The 22,450-nt window shown below is 72.8% G+C and carries 26 protein-coding genes; 16 read left to right on the top strand and 10 right to left on the bottom strand.

All coding sequences use genetic code 11. From position 1 onward, the window contains the following. Positions 1-95: 95 nt before the first annotated feature. The gene (locus tag AB0D99_RS12045) at positions 96-791 is read right to left on the bottom strand and encodes a peptidyl-tRNA hydrolase (RefSeq protein ID WP_362359324.1); all 696 of its coding nucleotides are present in this window, start codon (positions 789-791) and stop codon (positions 96-98) included. A 71-nt stretch (positions 792-862) separates the two neighbouring features. Here AB0D99_RS12045 and AB0D99_RS12040 point away from each other — a divergent pair, with 71 nt between their 5' ends. From AB0D99_RS12040 to AB0D99_RS12020, 5 genes are read left to right on the top strand one after another with little or no spacing between them, the layout of a single operon-like run. Beyond that, the gene (locus AB0D99_RS12040; protein WP_362359322.1) at positions 863-1,537 is read left to right on the top strand and encodes an AIM24 family protein; all 675 of its coding nucleotides are present in this window, start codon (positions 863-865) and stop codon (positions 1,535-1,537) included. After that, entirely contained in the window at positions 1,534-2,376 is an 843-nt protein-coding gene (locus tag AB0D99_RS12035; RefSeq protein ID WP_362359480.1) for an ATP-binding cassette domain-containing protein, read from the top strand. The genes AB0D99_RS12040 and AB0D99_RS12035 overlap by 4 nt, the downstream gene beginning before the upstream one ends. After that, positions 2,373-3,023, top strand: coding sequence for an ABC transporter (locus AB0D99_RS12030; RefSeq protein ID WP_362359320.1), 651 nt, complete (start codon positions 2,373-2,375; stop codon positions 3,021-3,023). Before AB0D99_RS12035 ends, AB0D99_RS12030 begins: the two co-directional genes overlap by 4 nt. 14 nt (positions 3,024-3,037) lie before the next feature. After that, positions 3,038-3,223, top strand: coding sequence for a hypothetical protein (locus tag AB0D99_RS12025; RefSeq protein ID WP_362359318.1), 186 nt, complete (start codon positions 3,038-3,040; stop codon positions 3,221-3,223). Positions 3,224-3,270: 47 nt separating this feature from the next. Beyond that, on the top strand, positions 3,271-3,807 hold the full coding sequence (locus AB0D99_RS12020; protein ID WP_362359316.1) for a hypothetical protein: 537 nt from the start codon (positions 3,271-3,273) through the stop codon (positions 3,805-3,807). Here AB0D99_RS12020 and AB0D99_RS12015 read toward each other — a convergent pair. The 5 genes from AB0D99_RS12015 to zapE form a co-directional block, all read right to left on the bottom strand. Further along, the gene (locus tag AB0D99_RS12015) at positions 3,804-4,673 is read right to left on the bottom strand and encodes a polysaccharide deacetylase family protein (protein WP_362359478.1); all 870 of its coding nucleotides are present in this window, start codon (positions 4,671-4,673) and stop codon (positions 3,804-3,806) included. The two genes, AB0D99_RS12020 and AB0D99_RS12015, sit on opposite strands and share 4 nt — an antisense overlap. A gap of 38 nt (positions 4,674-4,711) precedes the next feature. Beyond that, positions 4,712-5,644, bottom strand: coding sequence for a PPK2 family polyphosphate kinase (locus tag AB0D99_RS12010; RefSeq protein WP_362359314.1), 933 nt, complete (start codon positions 5,642-5,644; stop codon positions 4,712-4,714). A gap of 86 nt (positions 5,645-5,730) precedes the next feature. After that, on the bottom strand, positions 5,731-7,089 hold the full coding sequence (locus tag AB0D99_RS12005) for an alkaline phosphatase PhoX (RefSeq protein WP_362359312.1): 1,359 nt from the start codon (positions 7,087-7,089) through the stop codon (positions 5,731-5,733). A gap of 126 nt (positions 7,090-7,215) precedes the next feature. Continuing rightward, a complete protein-coding gene (locus AB0D99_RS12000) occupies positions 7,216-7,641 on the bottom strand; it encodes an OsmC family protein (RefSeq protein ID WP_362359310.1) in 426 nt (141 codons plus the stop codon). Between the two features lie 34 nt (positions 7,642-7,675). After that, positions 7,676-8,791, bottom strand: coding sequence for a cell division protein ZapE (gene zapE, locus AB0D99_RS11995; RefSeq protein WP_362359308.1), 1,116 nt, complete (start codon positions 8,789-8,791; stop codon positions 7,676-7,678). A gap of 36 nt (positions 8,792-8,827) precedes the next feature. Between zapE and AB0D99_RS11990 the strand changes: the two genes are divergently transcribed. The 5 genes from AB0D99_RS11990 (at position 8,828) to AB0D99_RS11970 (ending at position 12,833) form a co-directional block, all read left to right on the top strand. Next, a complete protein-coding gene (locus AB0D99_RS11990; RefSeq protein ID WP_362359306.1) occupies positions 8,828-9,607 on the top strand; it encodes a pyrimidine reductase family protein in 780 nt (259 codons plus the stop codon). A 107-nt stretch (positions 9,608-9,714) separates the two neighbouring features. Continuing rightward, entirely contained in the window at positions 9,715-10,185 is a 471-nt protein-coding gene (locus tag AB0D99_RS11985) for an indole-3-glycerol phosphate synthase (protein ID WP_362359304.1), read from the top strand. Positions 10,186-10,285: 100 nt separating this feature from the next. After that, entirely contained in the window at positions 10,286-11,677 is a 1,392-nt protein-coding gene (gene murC, locus AB0D99_RS11980) for a UDP-N-acetylmuramate--L-alanine ligase (RefSeq protein ID WP_362359302.1), read from the top strand. A 13-nt stretch (positions 11,678-11,690) separates the two neighbouring features. Next, entirely contained in the window at positions 11,691-12,101 is a 411-nt protein-coding gene (gene msrB / locus AB0D99_RS11975; RefSeq protein ID WP_362359300.1) for a peptide-methionine (R)-S-oxide reductase MsrB, read from the top strand. A gap of 147 nt (positions 12,102-12,248) precedes the next feature. After that, the gene (locus AB0D99_RS11970) at positions 12,249-12,833 is read left to right on the top strand and encodes an NAD(P)H-dependent oxidoreductase (RefSeq protein ID WP_362359298.1); all 585 of its coding nucleotides are present in this window, start codon (positions 12,249-12,251) and stop codon (positions 12,831-12,833) included. Positions 12,834-12,972: 139 nt separating this feature from the next. Here AB0D99_RS11970 and AB0D99_RS11965 read toward each other — a convergent pair whose 3' ends face one another. Then, positions 12,973-14,211 (bottom strand): benzoate/H(+) symporter BenE family transporter, encoded by a 1,239-nt coding sequence (locus AB0D99_RS11965; RefSeq protein WP_362359296.1) that lies wholly within the window; start codon positions 14,209-14,211, stop codon positions 12,973-12,975. A 233-nt stretch (positions 14,212-14,444) separates the two neighbouring features. Between AB0D99_RS11965 and AB0D99_RS11960 the strand changes: the two genes are divergently transcribed. Then, entirely contained in the window at positions 14,445-15,965 is a 1,521-nt protein-coding gene (locus AB0D99_RS11960) for a TerD family protein (RefSeq protein ID WP_362359293.1), read from the top strand. A gap of 4 nt (positions 15,966-15,969) precedes the next feature. Here AB0D99_RS11960 and AB0D99_RS11955 read toward each other — a convergent pair whose 3' ends face one another. Then, on the bottom strand, positions 15,970-16,251 hold the full coding sequence (locus tag AB0D99_RS11955) for a hypothetical protein (protein ID WP_362359291.1): 282 nt from the start codon (positions 16,249-16,251) through the stop codon (positions 15,970-15,972). 27 nt (positions 16,252-16,278) lie between these two features. Beyond that, positions 16,279-16,671 carry a VOC family protein gene (locus AB0D99_RS11950; RefSeq protein WP_362359289.1) on the bottom strand — a complete coding sequence of 131 codons (393 nt, stop codon included), beginning with the start codon at positions 16,669-16,671 and terminating at the stop codon, positions 16,279-16,281. Between the two features lie 56 nt (positions 16,672-16,727). Between AB0D99_RS11950 and AB0D99_RS11945 the strand changes: the two genes are divergently transcribed. Together AB0D99_RS11945 and AB0D99_RS11940 are read left to right on the top strand one after the other, a co-directional pair. Then, positions 16,728-17,354, top strand: coding sequence for a nucleoside/nucleotide kinase family protein (locus tag AB0D99_RS11945; RefSeq protein ID WP_362359287.1), 627 nt, complete (start codon positions 16,728-16,730; stop codon positions 17,352-17,354). Positions 17,355-17,397: 43 nt separating this feature from the next. Continuing rightward, positions 17,398-18,306 (top strand): poly-gamma-glutamate hydrolase family protein, encoded by a 909-nt coding sequence (locus tag AB0D99_RS11940; protein WP_362359285.1) that lies wholly within the window; start codon positions 17,398-17,400, stop codon positions 18,304-18,306. Between the two features lie 142 nt (positions 18,307-18,448). On the opposite strand, the gene AB0D99_RS11935 is transcribed toward AB0D99_RS11940, so the two are convergent. Then, on the bottom strand, positions 18,449-19,159 hold the full coding sequence (locus AB0D99_RS11935; protein WP_362359282.1) for a hypothetical protein: 711 nt from the start codon (positions 19,157-19,159) through the stop codon (positions 18,449-18,451). Between the two features lie 77 nt (positions 19,160-19,236). Here AB0D99_RS11935 and AB0D99_RS11930 point away from each other — a divergent pair, with 77 nt between their 5' ends. From AB0D99_RS11930 to AB0D99_RS11920, 3 genes are read left to right on the top strand one after another with little or no spacing between them, the layout of a single operon-like run. After that, a complete protein-coding gene (locus AB0D99_RS11930; protein ID WP_362359280.1) occupies positions 19,237-20,133 on the top strand; it encodes a LysR family transcriptional regulator in 897 nt (298 codons plus the stop codon). Positions 20,134-20,184: 51 nt separating this feature from the next. Then, entirely contained in the window at positions 20,185-21,150 is a 966-nt protein-coding gene (locus AB0D99_RS11925; protein ID WP_362359278.1) for a hypothetical protein, read from the top strand. A 39-nt stretch (positions 21,151-21,189) separates the two neighbouring features. Further along, positions 21,190-22,347 carry an aminopeptidase P family protein gene (locus AB0D99_RS11920; protein WP_362359277.1) on the top strand — a complete coding sequence of 386 codons (1,158 nt, stop codon included), beginning with the start codon at positions 21,190-21,192 and terminating at the stop codon, positions 22,345-22,347. The last annotated feature ends 103 nt before the right edge of the window (positions 22,348-22,450 follow it).

Below are 22,450 nucleotides of genomic sequence, written 5' to 3'. Positions count from 1 at the left end.
TCGAAATTTCGGTCACCGCAGACTGAACCGGTAAGGAGGCTTCCGTTCAACCCACTTGGCGGTATCGGGAGATACGTACGAGAGGACGGGCGCGTTCAGTCGCCGTTCGGAACGAGCGCGGGGAATTCGGACACGACCGTGCACGAACCGGGCGCGATCTCCGTGAATCCGGCGTCCCGCACCACCGGCAGCCCACTCGTCGTCAGCTCCGTCCAGCGGGCCGGATCGGCCGTCCGCACGGCCAGCGGGAAGCCGGCCCCGCGCCACGTCTCGCGGTCCGCCGCCGACATCGCCCACCACGCCAGCTGCGCCCCGTGTCCCGCCTGGGCCATCGCCTTGCCCGCGGACATGTCCAGGTCCGGGTTGAGCCACAGCATCGCCGCGCCGGGCCGCGGCGCGCCCGGCGCGGCCGGGTCCTCCAGGTCGGTGCCCGACACCTGGAGCTTGGCCAGCTCCTTGGGCCAGCCGTCCAGCGGGATCGGCGGGAACACCCGTACCTCCGCGGCCTCACCCGTCACCGTGATCCCCGGGAGTGCCTCCGCGCGCCGCCACTCGGAGCCGCGTGCCCGTCGCACCACCTTGCGGATGCGGGCGTCCTGCCAGTCGGACATGGCCTGCGCCCACTCGCCTTCGCCGTGCGCCCGCTCGTCGGCGAGGATCGTCAGGACGGCGCGAGCGGCCGTCTCCAGGGCGTCGGTGCGCGCCGGGGGCCCGGCCTTCTCGATCCGCACCACCAACGGGAGGACGAATTGGGGCTTCTCATCGCGGATATCGGTTTCGTTGCTGCTCACGCGGCAAGTCTGCCACCGTCCCGAGAGGCGCTTCTTGTAGGAATCGGAGGTTCCGGGACAGGATGCCTGTCATGAAGAGCGATCTTTTTGCCAGCGAACACCTCGCCGAGACCGCGCCGTTCCCCGGTATGACCCTGCAGAACGCCAAATGCGTCAAGTACGCCGTCAACGGGGAGATGCAGGCGCGCCAGGGTTCGATGATCGCCTTCCGCGGCGACCTCCAGTTCGAGCGCAAGGGTCAGGGCATCGGCGGCATGCTCAAGCGCGCCGTCACCGGTGAGGGCCTGCCGCTGATGGCCGTCAGGGGCCAGGGCGAGGCGTGGTTCGCGCACGAGGCGCAGAACTGCTTCATCGTCGAGATCGAGCAGAACGACGCCTTCAGCGTGAACGGCCGCAACGTCCTCTGCTTCGACTCCACCCTGAGCTATGAGATCAGGACGGTGAAGGGCGCAGGGATGACCGGCGGCGGCCTCTTCAACAGCGTCTTCACCGGCTACGGCAAGGTCGCCCTGATGTGCGAGGGCACCCCGATCGTCATCCCCGTCACCACACAGGCCCCGGTGTGCGTCGACACCGACGCCGTCGTCGGCTGGAGCGAGCAGTTGCGCACCTCGCTGCACCGCTCGCAGTCCGTCGGCTCGATGATCCGCGGCGGCTCGGGCGAAGCCGTCCAGCTGAGGCTGGACGGCGAGGGCTTCGTCATCGTCCGGCCCAGCGAGCTCACCCCGCAGAAGACGTCGAACTGAACCTGGAACGGGTGGGGCGCCGGTACGGCCTGCGGGGACCCTGGGTGCTGCGCGAGGTCGGCCTCGCCCTGCCCGCCGGGGCCCTCGTCCGGATCACCGGCACCAACGGCACCGGGAAGTCGACGCTGCTCCGGCTCGTCGCGGGCATCGACGCGCCGAGCGAGGGCCGGATCTCCGGGCGGCCTCGGCGCACGGCGTACGTCCCCGAACGCTTCCCGGCCGCCCTGCCGTTCACCGCGCGGGGCTATCTGACGCACCTCGGGCGCGTTCAGGGGCTCGGCGGTGCGGACGCGGCCGCGAGGGCGGGGGAGTGGCTGGAGCGGTTCGGCGCGTCCCCCTACGCGGACACCCCGCTCGCCGAACTCTCCAAGGGCAGCAGCCAGAAGGTCGCCGTCGCCCAGGCGCTGCTCGCCGGCCCCGAGCTCCTGGTCCTCGACGAGGCGTGGACCGGCCTCGACTCCGGCGCGCGCCAGGAACTGGACCGCGCGGTCCGCCAACGCGTCGCGGCGGGCGCGACGGTCGTCTTCGTCGACCACGACCCGCGCCGGCTCGCGGGCGAGGCCGACGCCGTGTTCACCGTGGAGGCGGGGCGCGTACGGCCCGGGAGCACCCGACGCGACGACGGGGCACGGACCCGCGTGCGGATCGTGGCCTCCGGGGGCCACCCGCTCCCCGTGGGCCTGACGGGTTCCCCGTCGTACGAGCCCGGGTCCGACGGCACCACCACCGTGTACGCGGTCGACGCCGCGCACTCCGACGGGCTGCTCCGGGCCCTGCTCGACGCCTCCTGGCACATCCACGAGCTGAGCACCGAAGGCATCCGGGCAGGACGGGCATGACCTCACTGCTGCGCTATCAGACCGGCCTGCTGTTGCGCTCCCAGCGCTGGCTCGCCCCGCTGCTGCTGTACGCCGTGTTCCTCGGGGTCGGTGTGCGCAGCGGCGAGCCCGTGCTCGGCGCCCTCGGGTACGCGGCGGCCGCGCTGCTCCCCGTCACCGCGTGGGTGGTCCGGATCTGCCTGAACCAGGAACCGCCCGCCGCGCGCGACGTCGTGGCCGCCGCGGCCGGACGGGAGCGGGCCCACCACGCGGCGGTCCTGGCCGCCGTGGCCTGTGCGGCGCTCCTGGGCGCCGTCACCGTCCTCGGGGTGACGGCGGTGAGCGACCTGCGCCGGGTCGGCCCGTGGGAGGCCGGGACCTCGGGGCTCCTCGCCGCCGCGGCCTGCGTCCTGACGGGTGCCGCCGTGGGGGCCCTCACGACCCGGCCGCTCGTGCGGTCCCGTGGCTGGTCCCTCGCCGCGCTCGTCCTCGGCTCGCTCCTCGCGCTCGTGACGACCGGCTCACCGGCGCAGTTCGCGGTGCGGGCCCTGATCACCGGAGCCCGCACCGCGACCGTCACCCTGCCCTGGCTCGCCCTCGCGGGCGCCCTGGCCCTCGTCGCGGCCGCTTCGGCCCTGAGCGCCAAGGCCACGGCGTGGCGGGAATGAGTACGCTCGACGACATGGACGAGGACACGTCGTACCGCGCGCCCGCCGAGGCGGAGGCGACGGCTCCGGCCGCCGAGGAGCCGTACGCCGAGTGCGTGCTGTGCAGGAAGCCGACCGAGTACCCGGAGTCGACCCGGGGGATCACCCTCTGCCCGGTCTGCGCATGGCAGGAGGGCCAGCGAACGGCCTGCTCCGGTTAGGTTGGTGACACGGCGTCATGTACGCGCCGGGAGACACGGGGGGCACGATGGAACGACTGGGACCGCTCGAACTGGTCGGTGACCGATGGATCGTCGGAGACCCGAAACGGGCCGACGGCTCCTGCCTGGTCCTCACCGCCGACGGCATGGAGCACCACCGGAACGCGGTGGCCGAACCGCGGGCCGTCGTACCGTGGTCCAGGTTCATGCGGATGACGATGCGCGCCACCACGAAGGCGTGGATGGCGAGCCGGACCGTGACCGTGCTCGACACCGTGGCCGGCGGCCCCTTCTCTCCGCAGGGCCGCGACGGCTGCGCCGTCGTCGCGCTGCTGCGCCATCCGTACGAGGACTGGTCCGCGCGCTACAGCCACCATGAGCGTCCCTACACGTCGGCGGAGGTCTTCTGGCTGGGGCATCTCTTCCAGCAGACGGTCAAGGCGAAGGCGGCCCACCGGCTCGGCGACCGGGAGTGGATGGGCGCGGCGGTCGCCCGGCTGGCGGCGCTCCGCCCGATGTGGGGCTTCACGGTGAACCGGCGGGCCGCGGAGGTCATCGCGGACCTCCACGACGTCGCCGTCTAGGACGCCCGCTCCGCCATCAGCTCGGAGACCTTCACGAAGCGGTAGCCCTTGGCCCGCAGCTCCGGGACGATCCGGCGGATCGCGCGCTCCGTGGCGGGCGCGGCGCTGCGGGTGCAGTGCATGACCACGAGCGAGCCGGGCCGCACCCCGTCGAGGACCTGCCGGGCCACCGCGTCGCCGTCCTCGGCGAAGGCGTCGCCGCTGACCACGTCCCACTGCACCGCGGTGACCTTGGCGGGGGCCAGCGCCCGCAGCGCGTCGTCGTCGTAGCAGCCGCCGGGGAAGCGGAAGTACGGCACCACGTTGCGTGCCCCGGCCTTGTGGAACGCCGCGAACGCCCGTCGCACGTCCTTCGCCATGTCCTGTTTCGCCACCGTCGGCAGGCCGTAGCAGGGCGAGGCGAAGGCGTAGTGGCTGTACGAGTGGTTGGCGATCTCGAAGCGGGGGTCGGTGCCGATGGAGCGCGCCTGGTCCGGGTACTCCTCTGCCCAGCGGCCGGTCATGAACACCGTCGCGTCGACCTGGAGCCGCCGCAGCGTGGCGATCAGCCCGGGGTTGTCGAAGCGTTCGCCGCCCGCCGCCCGCGCACCCTGGTCGGCCGTCATGTCGGCGTCGAAGGTGAGGGCGACGATCTTGTCGCCGCCCTTGCGGGCCCGCTCGAAGACGGGAGTGAGTCCCTCCGGGCCGGGCGCCATGGTGGGGGGTGCCTTGCGCACGGTCGCCGGGCCGGCCGCGGCGCTCACGCTCGGCGCCACGCGCCCCGGAGCGCCGGTCGCGCCGGACGGGGTGTCAGGAGCCGTCGGCGAGCCGGCCGTGCCCCCGCCACAGGCGACGAGGACGGCGCCCAACAGCGCGAGCGCCGACATTCTTCGTGCAGAAATGGTCACTCACGGAAACTAACCGATCAGGAAGCGAGCAGCTGCCTCCGGCACTCGGCCACGTCGAAGTCGCCCGGCGGGTACCGCGGATCGAGCGCCTCCAGATGCTCCATGAGCAGCGTGCTGATGGCCCAGTTGCGGTACCACTTGCGGTCGGCGGGGACGAGGTACCAGGGCGCCTCCGACGTCGAGCAGCGCTCCAGCGCCAGCTCGTACGCCTCCTGGTACGCGGGCCACAGGGCGCGCTCCTCGATGTCGCCCGCGTTGAACTTCCAGTGCTTGTCCGGGTTGTCGAGCCGCTCCAGGAGCCGTGCGCGCTGTTCCTCGTACGAGATGTGCAGGAAGACCTTGACGATCGTGACGCCGTCGTCCGCGAGGGACTCCTCCCAGCGGTTGATCTGGCCGTAGCGGCGGCCGAGGTCCCGGCGGGGTACGAGGTCGCGGACCCGGGCGATGAGCACGTCCTCGTAGTGCGAGCGGTCGAAGATGCCGATCTCGCCCGGCACCGGCAGGGCGCGATTGATCCTCCAGAGGAAGGGGTGGCCCCGCTCCTCGGTCGTCGGTGCCTTGAAGGCCCGGATCCGGCAGCCCGACGGGTTGAAGTGGCCGATCACGTGTTTGACCGTGCCGCCCTTGCCGCTGGTGTCCATGCCCTGGAGGACGAGCAGCAGCCGGCGCCGGTCACCGGCCGTGCTCGCCGCGTAGAGGCGCTCCTGGAGCTCGGCGAGGCGCGGGGCCAGCCGGGCCGTGGCCTCGATCCCGGCCGCCTTCCCCGACGGGCCGGCCGGGATCTCCGAGGCGGAGTACGAGGAGAGGTCGACCGGCTTGCCGACGGGGACGCGCAGCAGCTCCCGCAGAGCCGCGGACCGCACCGGCGGGGACCCCCGCCGCTTCTTCCCGGACCCCTTGGCCGCCTTCCCGTCCTTCTTGTCGTCCTTCTTCTCTTTCGCCCTGGCCATCTGCGCCCCTTCGGGTCCGTCGCTCGCCTTCTCCGATCCTGCGACGGAATCGACGGACCCGCGAACGCTGCGACCGGGCGGCTAGCTCAGCACCACGGCCCCGTCACCGCGAACGTCGTCCCCGGGGTGTAGCAGTTGACGTACATCGTCGCTCCGTCCGGCGAGAACGTGACGCCCGCGAACTCGCCCCACTCCGGGGCCTGAGGAGTGCCGATGTTCTGGGCCCCGCGGGCGACCGCGTACACCTCGCCCTTCCGGCTCACGCCGTAGACGTGCTGGCCGCCCTCGCCGTCCTCGCTGACCATCAGACCGCCGCTCGGGGCGAGACAGATGTTGTCCGGCGACTCGCCAGGCAGCTGGATGTCGGTGCTCGGGCCGAAGACGACGACGAGCGTGAGCCGGCGCCGGTGCGGCTCGTACTTCCACACCTGGCCGTAGTGCGTGGCCCCCGAGCCGTCCGAGGCGCGGGCGAAGGACGAGACGAAGTACACGGCCCGCCCGCCCCAGTAGCAGCCCTCCAGCTTCTGCGCGTGCGTGATGCCCTTCGGCCCGAAGTCCTGGAGCCGGATGGGCGTCTCGACGGCCTGCGGATCCGGCACGGGGACCCACTCGACGCCGCCGAAGCTCGCCCCGGTCTCCTGCACCACGGAGAGGTCCGGCACGCCCGGCACCCGCATCGCCTCCAGGGCGCCGCCCGCGCGCAGCGAACCGTGGCCGCCCAGGGGCTTCTCCGGCAGGAAGCGGTAGAAGAGCCCGAAGGGCCGCTCGAAGGCGTCCTCCGTCTCGTACACGATCCCGCTGTGCGGGTCGACGGCGATCGCCTCGTGCTGGAAGCGGCCCATGGCGGTGAGCGGGACGGCTCCGGTGCGGTGCGGGTCGGCACCGTCGACCTCGAAGATGAAGCCGTGGTCCTTGGTGTAGCCGTTGGTCCCGGCCTTGTCCTCGGTCTCCTCGCAGGTCAGCCAGGTGTCCCAAGGGGTCGGCCCGCCCGCGCAGTTGACCGCGGTGCCGGCGATGGCGACGCGCTCGCCGAGGACGTTGCCGCGGCCGTCCAGCTCGATCGCGGTACAGCCCCCCTTGGCCGCGGGGTCGTACGTCAGGCCCGGCACGGTCGGGACGCCGATCTTGCCGGTCACCCGGTTCTCGTGGTTGCGCACCAGATGGACGCGGCCCCGGCGGCCGGCGAAGGCGGCCATGCCGTCGAAGTTGCTGGGGACCGGGCCCTCACCGGAGCGCAGGGGGTCGCCCTGGCGGGAGAGCACCTTGTAGCGGAAGCCCCTGGGGAGGTCGAGGAGCCCGGCGGGATCCGGGATCAGCGGGCCGTAGCCCGCGTGACCCCGGGCGGCCGCCGTACCGGCGAAGAGCTCGGAGAAGGCGCCCGCGAAGGCGATGCCGGCGACGGACGCGCCGGTGCCGGAAAGGATCTGACGTCGTGTTGCGGACATGAGGCAACCCACTTTTCCTGTTGGCGGACAGGTGTGTGCTGTGACGTGTGACCCGCATGTGTGTATCACGCACCCTGGTGGCAGGTGAACCATGCGGGGCACAACGGCCTCATGTGGCGTGAGCGATCAGGCGAGTTCGGCGGTCAGCGTGATCGTCGTGCCGGTCAGCGCCTGGCTGACGGGGCAGTTCTTCTTGGCGTCCTCGGCGGCCGCCTTGAACTGCTCGGCGTCCAGGCCGGGGACCTCGCCGCGCACGGTCAGGTGGATGCCCGTGATGCCCTCGCCGGGCTGGAACGTGACATCGGCCTTGGTCTCCAGCCGGGTGGGCGGGTTGCCCGCGCCGGCCAGACCGTGGGACAGCGCCATCGAGAAGCAGGAGGAGTGCGCGGCGGCGATCAGCTCTTCCGGGCTGGTCCTGCCGTTCGGCTCCTCGGCACGCGACGGCCAGGAGACCTGGTACTCGCCGAGGCCGGAGGAGTCGAGGGTGACGACGCCCTTGCCCTTGAGGAGGTCGCCCTCCCAGACGGTGTGGGCGTGACGGACGGTGGCCATGGTGAATCCCTTTCGATCGGGTATGGCCCCCAACCTACTGCTCCACCAGACCCTTTGCGTCCCGCGCCAGGGCGGTGAGCCGGGAGATCGCCCGGAAGTACTTCTTCCGGTACCCGCCCTTCAGCATCTCTTCACTGAACAGCCGGTCGAAGGGGAGCCCGGAGGCGAGCACCGGGACCTCACGGTCGTAGAGCCGGTCGGCGAGGACCACGAGCCGCAGCGCGGTCGACTGGTCCGGGACCGCCTGGACGTCGGTGAGGCAGACCGCGGACAGCCCGTCGGTCAGCGCGCCGTAGCGGCTGGGGTGGACCTTCGCCAGGTGGTCGAGGAGGTGCGGGAAGTCGTCGAGCGAGGAGCCGGGCGTCGCGTACGCGGCCTTCGTCACCTGCTCCTCGGAGTACGGCGCGGGCGCCTCGGGCAGTCCGCGGTGACGGTAGTCCTCGCCGTCGATCCGCAGCGGCCGGAAGTGGGCGGAGAGGCCCTGGATCTCGCGCAGGAAGTCGGCGGCGGCGAACCTGCCCTCGCCCAGCTTGCCGGGCAGCGTGTTCGAGGTGGCGGCCAGCGCCACGCCCTCCTCCACGAGCCGGCTGAGCAGGGAGGAGACGAGAACGGTGTCGCCCGGGTCGTCCAGCTCGAATTCGTCGATGCAGAGCAGCCGGTGTCCGCTGAGCGTCCGCACGGTCTGCTGGAAGCCCAGCGCGCCCACCAGGTTCGTCAGCTCCACGAAGGTGCCGAAGGCCTTGAGCCCCGGCTCGGCGGGCGTGGCATGCCAGAGGGAGGCGAGCAGGTGGGTCTTGCCGACGCCGTAGCCGCCGTCGAGGTAGATCCCGCGCGGGCCCGCGGGGGCGGCGGGCTTCCTGGCGAACCAGCGGCCGAGCGCCGGGCGCTTGCCCGCGCCGGTGGCGTGGGCTCCGCCGAGCCCCTCGGCGAACGAGCTCAGGGCCTTGACCGCGTCGGTCTGGCTGGGCTGGTTCGGGTCCGGGATGTACGTGTCGAAACGCACCGAGTCGAAGCGCGGCGGCGGGACCATCTCGGCGACGAGCCGGTCCGCGGGGACATGGGGCTCCCGGGCGCAGAGGGAGACCGGAGCGGCTTCGGCGGAAGAGGCTTCGGTTATGGCACGGGAGGTGTGGGAGGCACGGGTCGACACAGTTCCCCACTGTAAGCGCCGTGTCAGACTGCGAGGATGCGACGCCTGTTCCCTGTGACGGACATGACAGCCGACGACGCCCTCGCCGGGGACCGGGAGTGGTCCCTCGACGAGCTGGCCGACCTCTACGCGTATCCGGAACCGGTCCCGGACGGCGTCTGGCTGCGCGCCAACATGGTCTCCTCCCTCGACGGGGCCGGTCAGCACGACGGCCGCTCCCAGCCCCTCTCGTCCGATGCCGACATGCGGATCTTCGGCACGCTGCGGGGACTGGCCGACGTGATCGTGGTGGGGGCGCAGACCGTGCGCCAGGAGGGGTACCGGCCGGCCCGCGCCCGTGAGGCGTTCGCGGCCCGCCGCGCGGCCGCCGGACAGGGGCCGGCGCCGGTGATCGCGGTGGTCAGCGCCTCCCTCGACCTGGACTTCTCGGCTCCGCTCTTCGCCGAGCCGCTGGTGCCGACCCTGGTCCTGACGGGGGCATCGGCTCCCCCCGACCGCGTGGAGGCGGCCGTGAAGGCCGGTGCGGAGGTGGTGATCGCCGGCGACGGGCCCGGCGTGGAGCCGGACCGCGCCAAGGCGGCCCTCGTGGAGCGGGGCCTGCGGCGGCAGCTGACCGAGGGCGGGCCCCGGCTGCTGGGCCAGTTCGTGGCGGCGGGCGTGCTCGACGAGCTGTGTCTGACGGTGTCGCCGACCATGACGGCGGGCGCCGCGCAGCGGATCGCGGGAGGCCCCTCGGTGGACGTCCCGAAACGGTTCGCCGTGGCGTCGGTGTTGGAGGAGGCCGGGTTCCTTTTCACCCGCTACCGTCGGATCTGACAATCAAGCGGATTTTGTCGTTCCGGTTAGCTTCCGCTGGGCACACTTACCCCCGTAGACCCCGTGTGGGCACGGGGAAGGATGGTTTCCGCAGAAGGGCTCCTGAGGTGTTCACAAGCGTTCTGATGATCGAGAAGCCCCTCACGTCCGTCGACGTGGAATTCGTCACCACCCTGCACGGCGAAGAGGCGGTGTCCTTCATCGTGCTGATGCAGCCCCGTGGTGACCAGGCCGATGTACTGCTGCGTGCCATCGACGACGTCGCCATGGGCGAGCTGAAGGAAGCGACCAAGGAGGGCGGGGAGCCCGAGGGCAAGGAGGCCCGCGTCCCCGCCGAGCAGGCGCTGGAGTACTCCCTCCGGGCTCTGCGGAAGGCCGGCTGCGAGGCGGTCGGACAGGTGGTCGAGGACCACCCCCTCGACAAGATGAAGTCCGTCGTCGAGGAGTCGGACGCCGACGAGGTGATCGTTCTGACGGCCCCGCACTACGTGGAGGAGTTCTTCCACCGGGACTGGGCCTCACGGGCCCGCCACAAGGTCGGCGTCCCGGTCCTGAAGCTGTTCGCGCACAGCGAGTGACGGCGGCCGTCCGGACGGCCCCGGGCGCCATGCCCGGGGCCGTCCGGACGAGCCACTAGGCTGGGGCCTCCTGAACGTCGCACCCCGGGGAGAGATCCGCATGGCACCCGCCATCCCTGCCGCCATGGACCGGCCGCACTTCATCGGCATCGGCGGTGCCGGAATGTCGGGCATCGCGAAGATCCTGGCCCAGCGCGGGGCCAAGGTCGCCGGCAGCGACGCGAAGGAGTCCGCGACCGCCGAGGCGCTGCGCGCCCTCGGCGTCACCGTCCACATCGGACACGCCGCCGCTCACCTCGCCGACGACGCCACCGCCGTCGTCGTCTCCAGCGCCATCCGCGCCGACAACCCCGAGCTCGCCCGCGCCGCCGAGCTGGACATCCCGGTCGTCCACCGCTCCGACGCCCTCGCCTCCCTGATGGACGGCCTGCGCGCGATCGCGGTCGCCGGTACGCACGGCAAGACCACGACCACCTCCATGCTGGCCGTCGCCCTCACCGAGCTCGGCCTGGACCCCTCGTACGCCATCGGCGGCGACCTGGCGGGCCCCGGCACCAACGCCCGCCACGGCGCGGGAGAGGTCTTCGTCGCCGAGGCCGACGAGAGCGACCGCAGCTTCCAGAAGTACGACCCCGAGGTCGCGATCGTCCTCAACGTGGAGCTGGACCACCACGCGAACTACGCGTCGATGGACGAGATCTACGAGTCCTTCGAGGCGTTCACCGCCAAGATCCGCCCCGGCGGCACCCTCGTCGTCGGCGAGCACTCCGGCGCCCGCGAACTGGCCGCACGGGTCTCCGGCCGCGACGACCTGAGCATCCTCACCGTCGGCGAGGCCGAGACCTCCGACGTGTGGATCCGCTCGATCGTCCCGAACGGCATGACCAGCGAGGTCGTGGTCGTCCTCGACGGAACCGAGCACACCTTCACCGTCTCCGTCCCCGGCCGCCACTACGCCCACAACGCCGCCGCGGCCCTCGCCGCCGGTGCCCGTGTCGGCATCGACCCCGCCGAGCTGGCCCGGGCCCTCACCGCGTACACCGGGGTCGGCCGGCGCCTCCAGCTCAAGGGCGAGGCCGCGGGCGTCCAGGTCATCGACTCCTACGCGCACCACCCCACCGAGATGACCGCCGACCTCGAGGCCATGCGCGGCGCCGCCGGCGCCTCGCGCCTCCTGGTCGTCTTCCAGCCCCACCTCTTCTCCCGCACGCAGGAGCTGGGCAAGGAGATGGGCGACGCCCTCGCCCTCGCCGACGCCTCCGTGGTCCTCGACATCTACCCGGCCCGCGAGGACCCGATCCCCGGCGTCACCAGCGAGCTGATCATGTCGGCGGCCCGCGCGGCCGGTGCCGACGTGACGGCGGTGCACGACAAGGAGACCGTCCCGGAGGTGATCGCGGGAATGGCCAAGCCCGGTGATCTCGTTCTCACGATGGGCGCGGGCGACGTCACGGACCTCGGACCGCGGATCCTCGCCCACCTGTCGAAGTAGAGGGAGAGAGCCAATGTCGTACGACGTCGAGAAGCCGGACGAGCAGTGGCGTGCGGAGCTGACCCCGGCGGAGTACCAGGTGCTGCGCCAGGCGGGCACCGAGCCCGCCTTCCGGGGTGAGTACACCGACACCACGACCCAGGGCGTCTACTCCTGTCGGGCCTGCGGCGCCGAGCTCTTCACCTCGACCGAGAAGTTCGCGTCGCACTGCGGCTGGCCGTCCTTCTACGACCCGAAGGACAGCGACGCCGTCGAACTGATCGAGGACCGCTCGCACGGAATGGTCCGCACCGAGGTGCGGTGCTCGCGCTGCGGCTCGCACCTGGGCCATGTCTTCGAGGGCGAGGGCTACCCCACGCCCACCGACCAGCGCTACTGCATCAACTCGATCTCGCTCCGGCTGACGCCGGACGCGGACGCGTAGCCTTCGGGCGACACTCCCGGGTGCCCCCGGTCGACACGGTCGGCCGGGGGCACGTCCGCATCCGTTCGCGCGCCCCGGTGATCGCTCGGCGATCGCGCACGGTGTTCACGCGGGCGGGCCCGGAAACCGGCGGAAGGGGAGGGACCCGTGACCCACGTCCATGTCGTCCACGCGCACCCGAGCGCGCGGGGCTTCACGCGGGAGGTGCTCGACGCCTTCCTGGGCGGACTCGCCGACGCCGGGCACACGCACACCCTCTCGGACCTCGACGCGATGGGGTTCCGCTCCGAGCTCACGCGCGACGAGTACGAGCGCGAGTCCGGGCGCCGTGCCGACGCGCCCGTTCCCGACGACATCGCCGCCGAGCAGGCAAGACTCGCGGTCGCCGACGTGTGGGTGTTCGTCTACCCCGTGTGGTGGGCCGACTGCCCGGCGCGGCTCAAGGGCTGGTTCGACCGGGTCTGGACGGTCGGCTTCGCGTACAAGCCGGCCGGGATCGCCGTGGCGCGGAAGGCGCTCGTGCTGTGCACGGCCGGATACACCGTCGCCGAACTCGACGCCTCGGGATGCTACGAGGCGATGAGGACCGTCATGCTCACCGACCGGATCGGCGCGCGGGCGAGGACGAGCGAGTTCGTCGTCCTGGGCGGGTCGGCGGGGAGCGGGGAGGAGTGGGCCACGCTCAGAGACCGACACCTCGCCCGGGCGGCGGAGCTGGCGCGGTCGCTCTGAGGCCGTCCGGGGCTCGTCGCTGCTGAGGCTCGGCGATCCGGGGCCGGTTGTTCCGAGGCACAGCGGGGCCTGCGCCTCAGGGGATCGGTGCTCTGAGGCTGTCCGGGGCGGCCGGCGTCTTCGGCGGGGCCGGTCGCCCTCAGCGGGCCTTCGCCTCCTCGGCCGTCTCCCGGTGCGGCTCCTCGCCCGCCTTCCTCCGGGACCGGCGGGCGACGTCGCCGACGGCGAGCGTCACGACGCCCGCCAGCAGGCCCCAGAAGGTCGAGCCGATGCCGAAGAGCGTGAGGCCGGACGCGGTGGCGAGGAGGGTGACCACCGCCGGCTCGCGGAGGCGTTCGTCCACGAGCGCCGAGGTGAGCGAGCTGCCGATGGTCCCGAGGAGACCGATGCCCGCGATGCCCAGGACCAGGGCGGGCGGCATCGCGGTGAGCAGCCAGCCGACCGTACCGCCGAAGAGGCCGACCAGCAGGTAGAAGACACCCGCCCAGACGCCCGCGACATAGCGCTTGCGCGGATCGGGATGGGCGGTCTCGCCGCTGCAGATGGCCGCCGTGATCGCGGCCAGGTTCAGACCGAAGCAACCGAACGGCGCGAGAACGGTGTTGACCGCGCCGGTCCAGGTCAGCAGGGGCGAGACGGGCGTCGTGTAGCCGGCGTTGCGCAGCACGGCCACGCCGGGCAGGTTCTGCGAGGCCATCGTCACCGCGAACAGGGGCAGACCGACCCCGACGAGCACCTGCCAGCTGAACTCGGGCCTGACGAAGGCCGGTGCGGCCAGGGCCAGTTCGAAGCCGTCCAGCTTCCAGGAGCCCTGCCATGCCGTCGCCGCGACACCGGCGACGAGGGCGCCGACGACCGCGTACCGGGGGAACCAGCGCCTGCCCACGAGGTACGCCAGGAACATGGGGACGGCGATCAGGCCGTCCCGCTCCATCTGGGTGAACAACTCGGTGCCGAACTGGAGAAGCACCCCAGCGAGCAGCGCGGAGGCGAGCGGGACCGGAATCCGGTTCATGATCCGCTCGAACCAGCCGGTGACCCCGCTGACGACGATCAGCACGCCGGACAGCAGGAACGCCCCCACGGCCTGGGCCATCGTCACCCCGTGCAGCCCGGTGGCGAGCAGGGCGGCGCCCGGCGTCGACCAGGCCGTGACGATCGGCGCGCGGTGGCGCAGGGAGAGGGAGACACAGGTGACGCCGATGCCCACGCCCAGGGCGAAGACCCACGAGGTGAGCTGCGCGGACGTCGCCCCCGCCGCCTTGGCGGCGGTGAAGACGACGGCCACGGAGCTGGTGACGCCGATGAGCATGGCGAGGAAACCGGCCGACACCGCGGTCGGGGGCGCGGCGGACCGCAGAAGACGCGGGAAGGACATGGCAGGACCTCAGCGCAGCCGCTCGGCGAGCTCGGCCGGCCAGGCCCCGGGCGCCGGCGGCTCCGGCGGATCGACTCGCACCAGATCGTCCTCGGACACCTTCACGTGGGCGTCGATCGTCATGGCCCCCGCCTCTCGTCGCTCGGGCCACCCTAACAACGCGGTCCGAGGGCCTTGTCCCGCGGGCTCGCGTGACCGGAAGATCCATGAGTGATCGATTTCGGGGAGGGGAAATGATCAAGGGAGGCAATGCCTTCGTTCCGACGGTGCCGCTACGGATCGCGGTACGGAGCGGGGTCGATGTCGCGGCGCTGCTCCTGGCGGAGACGGGCCGGGTCCGGGGGGACGGGGACATCGTGTTCCACGGGGCTCCGGTCCATCCGTCGGGCGCCGTACGGCTGCTGGGGGAGGAGAACGGCACGGTGTGGCTGGAGGCGGGCCTCACCGCGGTCGAGGAGGGGGTCGTCCGCGTCCTCGTGGTCGCGTCGACGGAGAACGGCGCGATGCGGGACGTGAACGGGCTGTCCGTCGAGGCGTTCGCGCCCGACGGCACGTCCGTCGCGCGGTACGACGTGACCGACGCGGGCGGCGAGACGGCGATGGTGCTCGCGGAGCTGTACCGGCGGGCGGGGGGCTGGAAGTTCCGTGCGGTGGGCCAGGGTTATGTGAACGGCCTCGTGGGCCTGGTGACGGACCACGGCGTGGACGTGGCGCAGGAGGGCCAGGCGCCACCGCCGAGGGTCCCGTACCAGCCGCCGACGCAGCAGGCGGCGGCTCCCGTCCCGTACCAGCCGCCGACGCAGCAGGCCGCGGCGCCCGTTCCCTTCCAGCCGCCGGCTGCGGCGCCGCCCCCGTACCAGCCCCCGGCTCCGGCAGTGACGCCACCTCCGTTCCAGGCCCCGGCTCCGGCAGGGGTGCCGTCGCCGTACCAGCCGTCGGCTCCGGCTCAGGTGCCTCCGTTCCAGCCCCCGGCTCCGGCTGCCGCTCCGCCCCCGTTCCAGCCACCGGTGCCGGCCGCGGGAGTTCCGGTCCAGGACCAGGCATCGGTCGTGCCGCCGCCCGTGGGCGCGGGTGCGGAGGCGTGGTCGTTCGGAGCCGTCTTCGAGCCGTACACGCAGACCGGCCGGGACAACGACGTGATCACCGTGGAGGGTCTGCCGCCGGGCCCGGTCGTGGTCGACCTCGCGATCCGGGGCGACGGCTACACCGGACTGTGGCCGCTCACCCGTTTCAACAAGGAGGGGGACACCCTCGTCAACAGCACCGAGGAGGACTTCCGGGGCCGTCTGCTCACCCAGGTCCCCGGAAACGGCCGTCTACGGCTGCAGTTGAAGGCCGATGGCCCCTGGCAGCTCCAGGTGCTGCCGCTGGCCGCGGCGTCGCGCCTGACGGAGGGGGAACTGGAGTGCCGTGGACCCGACGTCCTGCTGCACACCGGTGGTACGGCCGACCTCGCCCTCCACTACCGAGGCGACGACAACCTCATCATCAACATCTTCGAACTGGCGGGGCACGACGACCACACCTGCCTGCCCACGGACGAGAACGTGGTCAACGAGATCGGCAAGCGGCGGGAGACCGTCCCCCTGCCGGAGGGGCCGGTCGTCGTGCAGTTGGAGAGGGCGGACGGTCCCTGGCGGGCCCGGTTGAAGCACCTGGAGCCGCACAGCCGGCGGTCGGCGGGTGACGGCCTCGGGAACGTGACGGACAGCCGCACGGCACAGGCCGGACGGGCGTGGTGGGCCAGGCGCTGACGCGTCAGCGGACCGGTGTGCCGCCCCGAAGGCTCTCAGGGGCGCACACCGGTCCGCGCCAGAGCGCGGGCGCCAGAAGCGTCAGCCGCAGGACCGCCGCGGCGGCCAGTGCCGTCGAGATCGCGTACCACCAGGCCCTCAGCCACCGCGCCTTCACGAACCGGAGGGTCGGCAGCGCGGTGACCACGGAGAGGGCCAGCGTGCCGGCGGATCCCCGACCGTACGCCTGGGCGTCGTCGCTCTCGTCGTAGGGACCGGCGTTGTATCGAGCGGCCGCTTCCCTCATCTGCTCGCGGTCGGGCGGGCGCGGGGGTCAGGACGTCGGCTGCAGGAGGTCCCAGCGGTTGCCGTAGAGGTCCTCGAAGACCGCCACCGAGCCGTACGGTTCATGGCGGGGGGCTTCCAGGAAGCGGACGCCCGCCGCCGTCATCCGGGCGTGGTCGCGGGCGAAGTCGTCCGTGTGCAGGAAGAAGCCGACGCGGCCGCCCGTCTGCGCGCCGACGGCGGACTCCTGGGCGGTGTCCTTCGCGCGGGCGAGCAGCAGGCCCGTACCCGCGGGGCCGCCCGCGGGGCGGACGACGACCCAGCGGGTGCCGTCGCCGCGGTTCGTGTCCTCGGCCAGGTCGAAGCCGAGGGCGTCGGTGTAGAAGGCGATGGCCTCGTCGTAGTCACGGACGACGAGGGTGATGAGGGCGATGGAGGACATGGGACAAGGTTATACGTATGACCCGAGCGTCGCCACACGGTGCGAGAATGCACCCCATGGACGCCCAGTCGCTCACCGAGCTCACCGACCGCGCTCGGCTGCTCGCCGTTCCCGGCCGGCGGCGGATCCTGGGTCTCGCCGGGGCCCCGGGAGCGGGGAAGTCCACGCTCGCGGCCCGGCTCGTCGCCCGGCTCGACGGGCTCGCCGCCCTCGTACCGATGGACGGCTTCCACCTCGCCCAGCAGGAGCTGGAACGGCTCGGGCGGGCGCGCCGCAAGGGCGCGCCCGACACCTTCGACGCCGCCGGCTACACCGCGCTCCTCACACGCCTGCGCGCCCCCGAGTCCGGCACCACCGTCTACGCCCCCGCCTTCGACCGGGCCCTGGAGGAGCCCGTCGCGGGCGCGATACCGGTCGCCCCGGACGTCCCGCTCGTGGTCACCGAGGGCAACTACCTGCTCCACGACGAGGGCCACTGGGCCACCGTCCTGCCGCTCCTCGACGAGGTCTGGTACCTGGAGCTCGACGACCACCGCCGCGTCCCCCGGCTCGTCGAGCGACACGTGCGCTTCGGCAAGGACCGCGCGCACGCCGAGCGCTGGGTCCAGGACTCCGACGAGTCCAACGCCCGGCTCGTCGCGCGCGGCCGGCACCGGGCCCATCTCGTCGTACGCATGAACTGACCCCCCTGGGAGCCGTCCGCCGCCCGTCGGACATGATCACCGCATGAACACGACCAGTCGCCGCACCATCCTCACCTCCATGGCCGCCGCTGCCGCCGGCCTCCCGCTGATCAACGACCTCGCGGGGAACGGTGCGAAGGCCGCCGCGGCCACCACCGCCGCCGTCGAGTTCCCCTCGAACACGGCGTTGTACAGCAGCGGTACCTACCAGGAGGGCGTCCACTGGATGCGGCGCTTCCGCCGCGGCGGCGCCCCGGCGGAGCTCCTCGACAACGCGAGCGGGACGAGCGAGCCCGTCCGCAGCACGGCGGTGATCGCCCCGCACGGCGGTGGCATCGAGGCGGGCACCAGCGAACTGTGCCTCGCCATCGCCGGGTACACGCTCGCCGGTGCCGGGACCGCGCCCGCCGCCGTGGCCGGTGTGCCGCAGCGCGACTACTGGATGTTCGAGGGGCTCGCGTCCTCCAGCGACCTGCACGTCACCTCGACCAACTGCGACGACCCGGCCGCGCTGGCCGTCTGCGGGAACAACCTGTACGCCGTCTCCCTCCACGGCTTCGCCCCGGAGACCGGCCCGGCCAAGCAGATCCTCATCGGCGGCCGAGACCAGCGCCTGATGCGCAACCTGGCGGCCGCCTTCGCCGCGCACGGCCTCACCACCGGGACCGGCACCTCCCGCCTGGACGTGACGGTGGTCCTCGCGGGCGTCAACTCCCCGCTGAACGGCGACGATCCCGCGAACATCGTCAACCGCACCAGCACCGGGGCCGGTGCCCAGCTGGAGATCTCCACCGAGCTGCGCAAGGCGATGTTCGGCACCTTCGGCAGCGCCGGCGACCGCAGGGCGACCGCGGGCAAGGGCACGGCCGACGAGGCCCACTTCTGGAACGCCTTCGTCGACGCGGTCCGCGAAGCCGTCGACCAGCACGAACTCGGCCGCGCCGCCGTGTAGGCGGCGCCGTCGCGCACGGCGCCCCGCCCCGCCCGGCCCGTCCCCGGCCGCCGGGGACGGGCCGGGCGGGGACGTTCCGGCGGGGACGGGCCGAGCGGGGACGGGCGAGCGGGGACGGGCCGAGCGGCAACGGGCCGGCGGCCTATCGCGCCCGCTCCGTCGCCGCTCGTGCCAGCGCCCGGACGATCGGGTGCGGGCGCGAGCCGTCGCCCGCGAGCTCCGGCTGGAACAGCGTCGCCAGGAAGAACGGGTGCCCGGGCAGTTCCGCGATCCGGACCCGGCCCTCCTCGTCCTCGCCCGTGAAGCGCAGGCCATGGGCCCGCAGCGTGTCCAGACGACGGCTGTCCGGGCCGTAGTCGCAGTGGTACCGCTCCGTCGTCCGCTCCGCGCCGAGCACGGACTCCGCGAGCGACCCCGGCGTCACCCGCACCGCCCCCTCGTGGCCCACGAGGGAACAGGCGAGCGGCGCGATCAGCAGGTCGTCGTCGGCCGCCGCCGGGTCGTTCTCGGCATGCGCGGCGCCGCTCAGACCACAGACGTCCCGGGCGAACTCGAGCAGCGCGTGCTGGAAGCCACCGCAGGTGCCGAGGAACGGAATCCCGTCCTCCCGCGCCGTGCGGACGGCCGCCAGCGCACCCGCCTCACTCGCGTACGGGCTCCCCGGCAGCACCCACACCGCGTCGAAGCCCTGCACGGCGCCGGGCGCTTCCGCGTCCCCGGTCGGGATCCAGTACGCGTCGAGCACGAGGCCGTCGCGTTCGGCCAGCGCGTCCAGCAACAGGGGGACACGGACATGGGACTTCACGTGCGGGGAACGGTCGCCGACCAGGGCGACTCGGGCGATCTTCGTCATGCCGACCATGCTGGTCGGACAGCCTGGTTCACGTCCAACGATGATTCCTGCACGCTCCATCGTGAATGCTTATGGCCATGGATCCGCACCTCCTGCGTACGTACGTCACCGTCGCCCGGCTCGCCTCCTTCTCCGAGGCGGCCCGTGAGCTCGGCTACACCCAGTCCGCCGTCTCCCAGCACATCGCCGCCCTGGAGGGCGACCTGGGCCTGCCGCTCCTCGGCCGCCGCCCCGTCGTCCCCACGCCCGCGGGCGAGCGCCTCCTCGAACACGCCGGGTCCCTCCTCCTCCGGCTCGACGCGGCCCGCGCCGACCTCGCCCGGTTCGCCGACGCGCCCCGCCGGACGGTGACCGTCGCCGCCGCCCCGCTCGCCCTGCGTCCCCGCGCGCTCGCCGCGCTCCCCGCCTCCGGCGTCACCTTGCGCACGCTGCCCCGCGACGAGGTGCCGGGTGTCGTCGCGACCGGAGCCGCGGATCTCGGTCTCGTCGACGGACTCGCCGCGCCCAGCGACCCGTTGAGGCTTCCGGACGTCGCCCCGCTCACCGCCGTCCGCGTCTTCGAGGAACCGCTCGCCGTGATCCTGCCCGCGGGCCATCCGCTGGCCGTCCGACCCGGACTGCGCCTCGCGGACCTCGTCGACGCGCGCTGGCTGGACGCCCCCGAGGCCGGGATCCCGCTCGACGGGCTGCGCGCGGCGCACGGCGGCCCGGCCGGCCACGGCTTCCGTACCGCACTGCGCTACGAGGGCACCGACACCCGTGCCCTCGTAGCGCTGGCCGCGGCGGGCCACGGCCTGACCCTGCTGCCCGTCTCCCTCGCCACGGGGATCGCGGGCGCCGTCGCCGTGCCGCTGAGCGCGCCCCGCCTGGTGCATCGGACCGAACTCCTCCACGGCGGGCTCGAACCCGGCCCGTCGGCGGCCGAGTTGGCGGCGTCCCTGGTCGCCGAGTCGACTTGGCGACTCGCCACCTGATCGACTCGGCACCCCCTAGGCTGTTCTCCAGGCGACGGAAGGCGGGCGGACGTGGGGTTGTTCCGGCGAGGACCCAGGCGTGACGGTGACGACGCTCCCAGGGACCCCGAGTTCTCGTACTTCTCCGAGCGTGAGGCGGCCCTCTTCCGCGGCCGGGTCCGCGAGGCGTTCGCCGAGCTCGGCCTCGAAGTCACCGTCTACGCCGACCTGGTGTGCGACGCCGACGGCCGCCGGTTCGGTCTCGGCAACCTCGCCGCCGTCTGCCACAACGACCGGCGCGGACCACGCGCCTGGCCCGCACTCATCCACCGTCACGTCGGCCTCGTGCTGCGCACCATGGACGGCCCGTCCGCGCTCGACACCCTCCCGCCCGAGCAGATCCGCTCCCAGCTCTACCCACGGGTGGTCAGCGGCGAGGGCATCGACCCCGGGACCTTCGGCTACGCACGGAGCGTCGCGCCGGGCCTGTACGAGATCCTCGCCCTCGACCTGCCGGAGAGCGTCATGATGCTCACCGACGAGGCACTCGCACCGCTGGGCGACGTCGACCGGTTGCGCGACCGGGCACTCGCCAACCTGCGCGGCCTGCCCGTCGAGGGCCACGAGACGGTCCGGGACGCCGACGGCATGTGCTTCGAGGTGCTCCTCGGCGACTCCTTCTACACCGCGAGCCGCGTCCTCGACCTGGACACCGTGGTGCGCCGCGTCACGGGACAGCCGCTCGGCGAACACGGAGCCCTGGTGGCGATGCCCTTCCGGCACCAGCTCGCCTTCCACCCGATCCGCGACACCACGATCGTGCCCGCGCTCGGTGCGATGGCCTCGTTCGCCGCCTCCGGCTACGAGGACACCCCCGGCGCGATCAGCCCGTACGTCTTCTGGTGGCGCGGCGGCACGCTCACCCAGCTGAGCGACCGGGACGCGGACGGCGGGGAGCTGCGGATCGTCGTCGGGGACGACTTCCACGAGCTGCTCGAACGCCTCATCGCCCAGGGACCGGGACCTGACAGGCGCTGAGCGGTCGCGTCCCGGAGGCTCGGCGGGCAGGATGATCCCATGTCGAGTACGCCCGAGTCCCGTACGCCCGCGCCCTTCACCGCCGACGACTACCGCGCCCGCATGGAGCGCGCCGCCGCGTCGGCGGCCGACGCCGGACTCGCCGGAGTCCTCGTCGCACCGGGTCCGGATCTCGTCTACCTGACCGGATATCAGCCGACCGCGATCACCGAGCGGCTCACCGTCCTCGTCCTCGCCGCCGGCCAGGACCCGGTCCTCGTCGTACCGACGCTGGAGGCCCCGGACGCGGAACAGGCCCCGGGCGCCGCCGCACTCACCCTGCGGGACTGGACCGACGGCAAGGACCCGTACACCGTCACCTCGCCCCTCCTCGAAGCCGAAGGCCGCTTCGGCGTCAGCGACAACGCCTGGGCGATGCACCTCCTCGGGCTGCAGAAGGCGCTGCCCGGCACCTCGTACGTCTCCCTGACCGAGGCGCTGCCGATGCTGCGGGCGGTCAAGGACGCCCACGAGCTGGAGCGGATCGCGGCCGCGGGCGCCGCCGCCGACCAGGCGTACGGCGAGATCCTCAAGGTCCGCTTCGAGGGCAGGCGGGAGACCCAGGTCGCCGCCGACCTCGCCGCGCTGCTCATGCGGTTCGGCCACTCCCAGGTCGACTTCACCGTCGTGGGCTCCGGCCCCAACGGCGCGAACCCGCACCACGAGGCGGGGGACCGGGTCATCCAGCGCGGCGACATGGTCGTCCTCGACTTCGGCGGGCTCAAGCACGGGTACGGGTCCGACACCACCCGCACCGTCCACGTCGGCGAGCCGACCGCCGAGGAACGGCGCGTGCACGACGTGGTGCGGGAGGCCCAGCAGGCGGGCTTCGAGGCGGTCCGCCCCGGGGCGGCCTGCCAGGACGTCGACCGCGCGGCCCGCAAGGTGATCGCGGACGCCGGCTACGGCGAGTACTTCATCCACCGCACCGGCCACGGCATCGGCGTCACCACCCACGAACCGCCGTACATGATCGAGGGGGAGGAGCGGCCGATCGTGCCGGGGATGTGCTTCTCCATCGAGCCCGGCGTCTATCTCCCGGGCCGCTTCGGGGTCCGCATCGAGGACATCGTGACGGCCACCGAGGACGGCCCGGGCGGCACCGGCGGAGGCCGCCGCTTCAACAACACGCCGCACGCGATGGCGATCGTGGAGTGATCAGGCGGTGCGCGTGCCGCCCTCGTCGCAGGGCGGCGCGCGCCACGGACAGGCCGGACCGTGATCCGTCACGGACAGGCCGGACCGTGATCCGTCACGGACA

The organism is Streptomyces sp. NPDC047971, from assembly GCF_040653355.1.
Lineage (GTDB): Bacteria > Actinomycetota > Actinomycetes > Streptomycetales > Streptomycetaceae > Streptomyces.
This window is presented reverse-complemented; position numbering and strand designations above follow the sequence as displayed.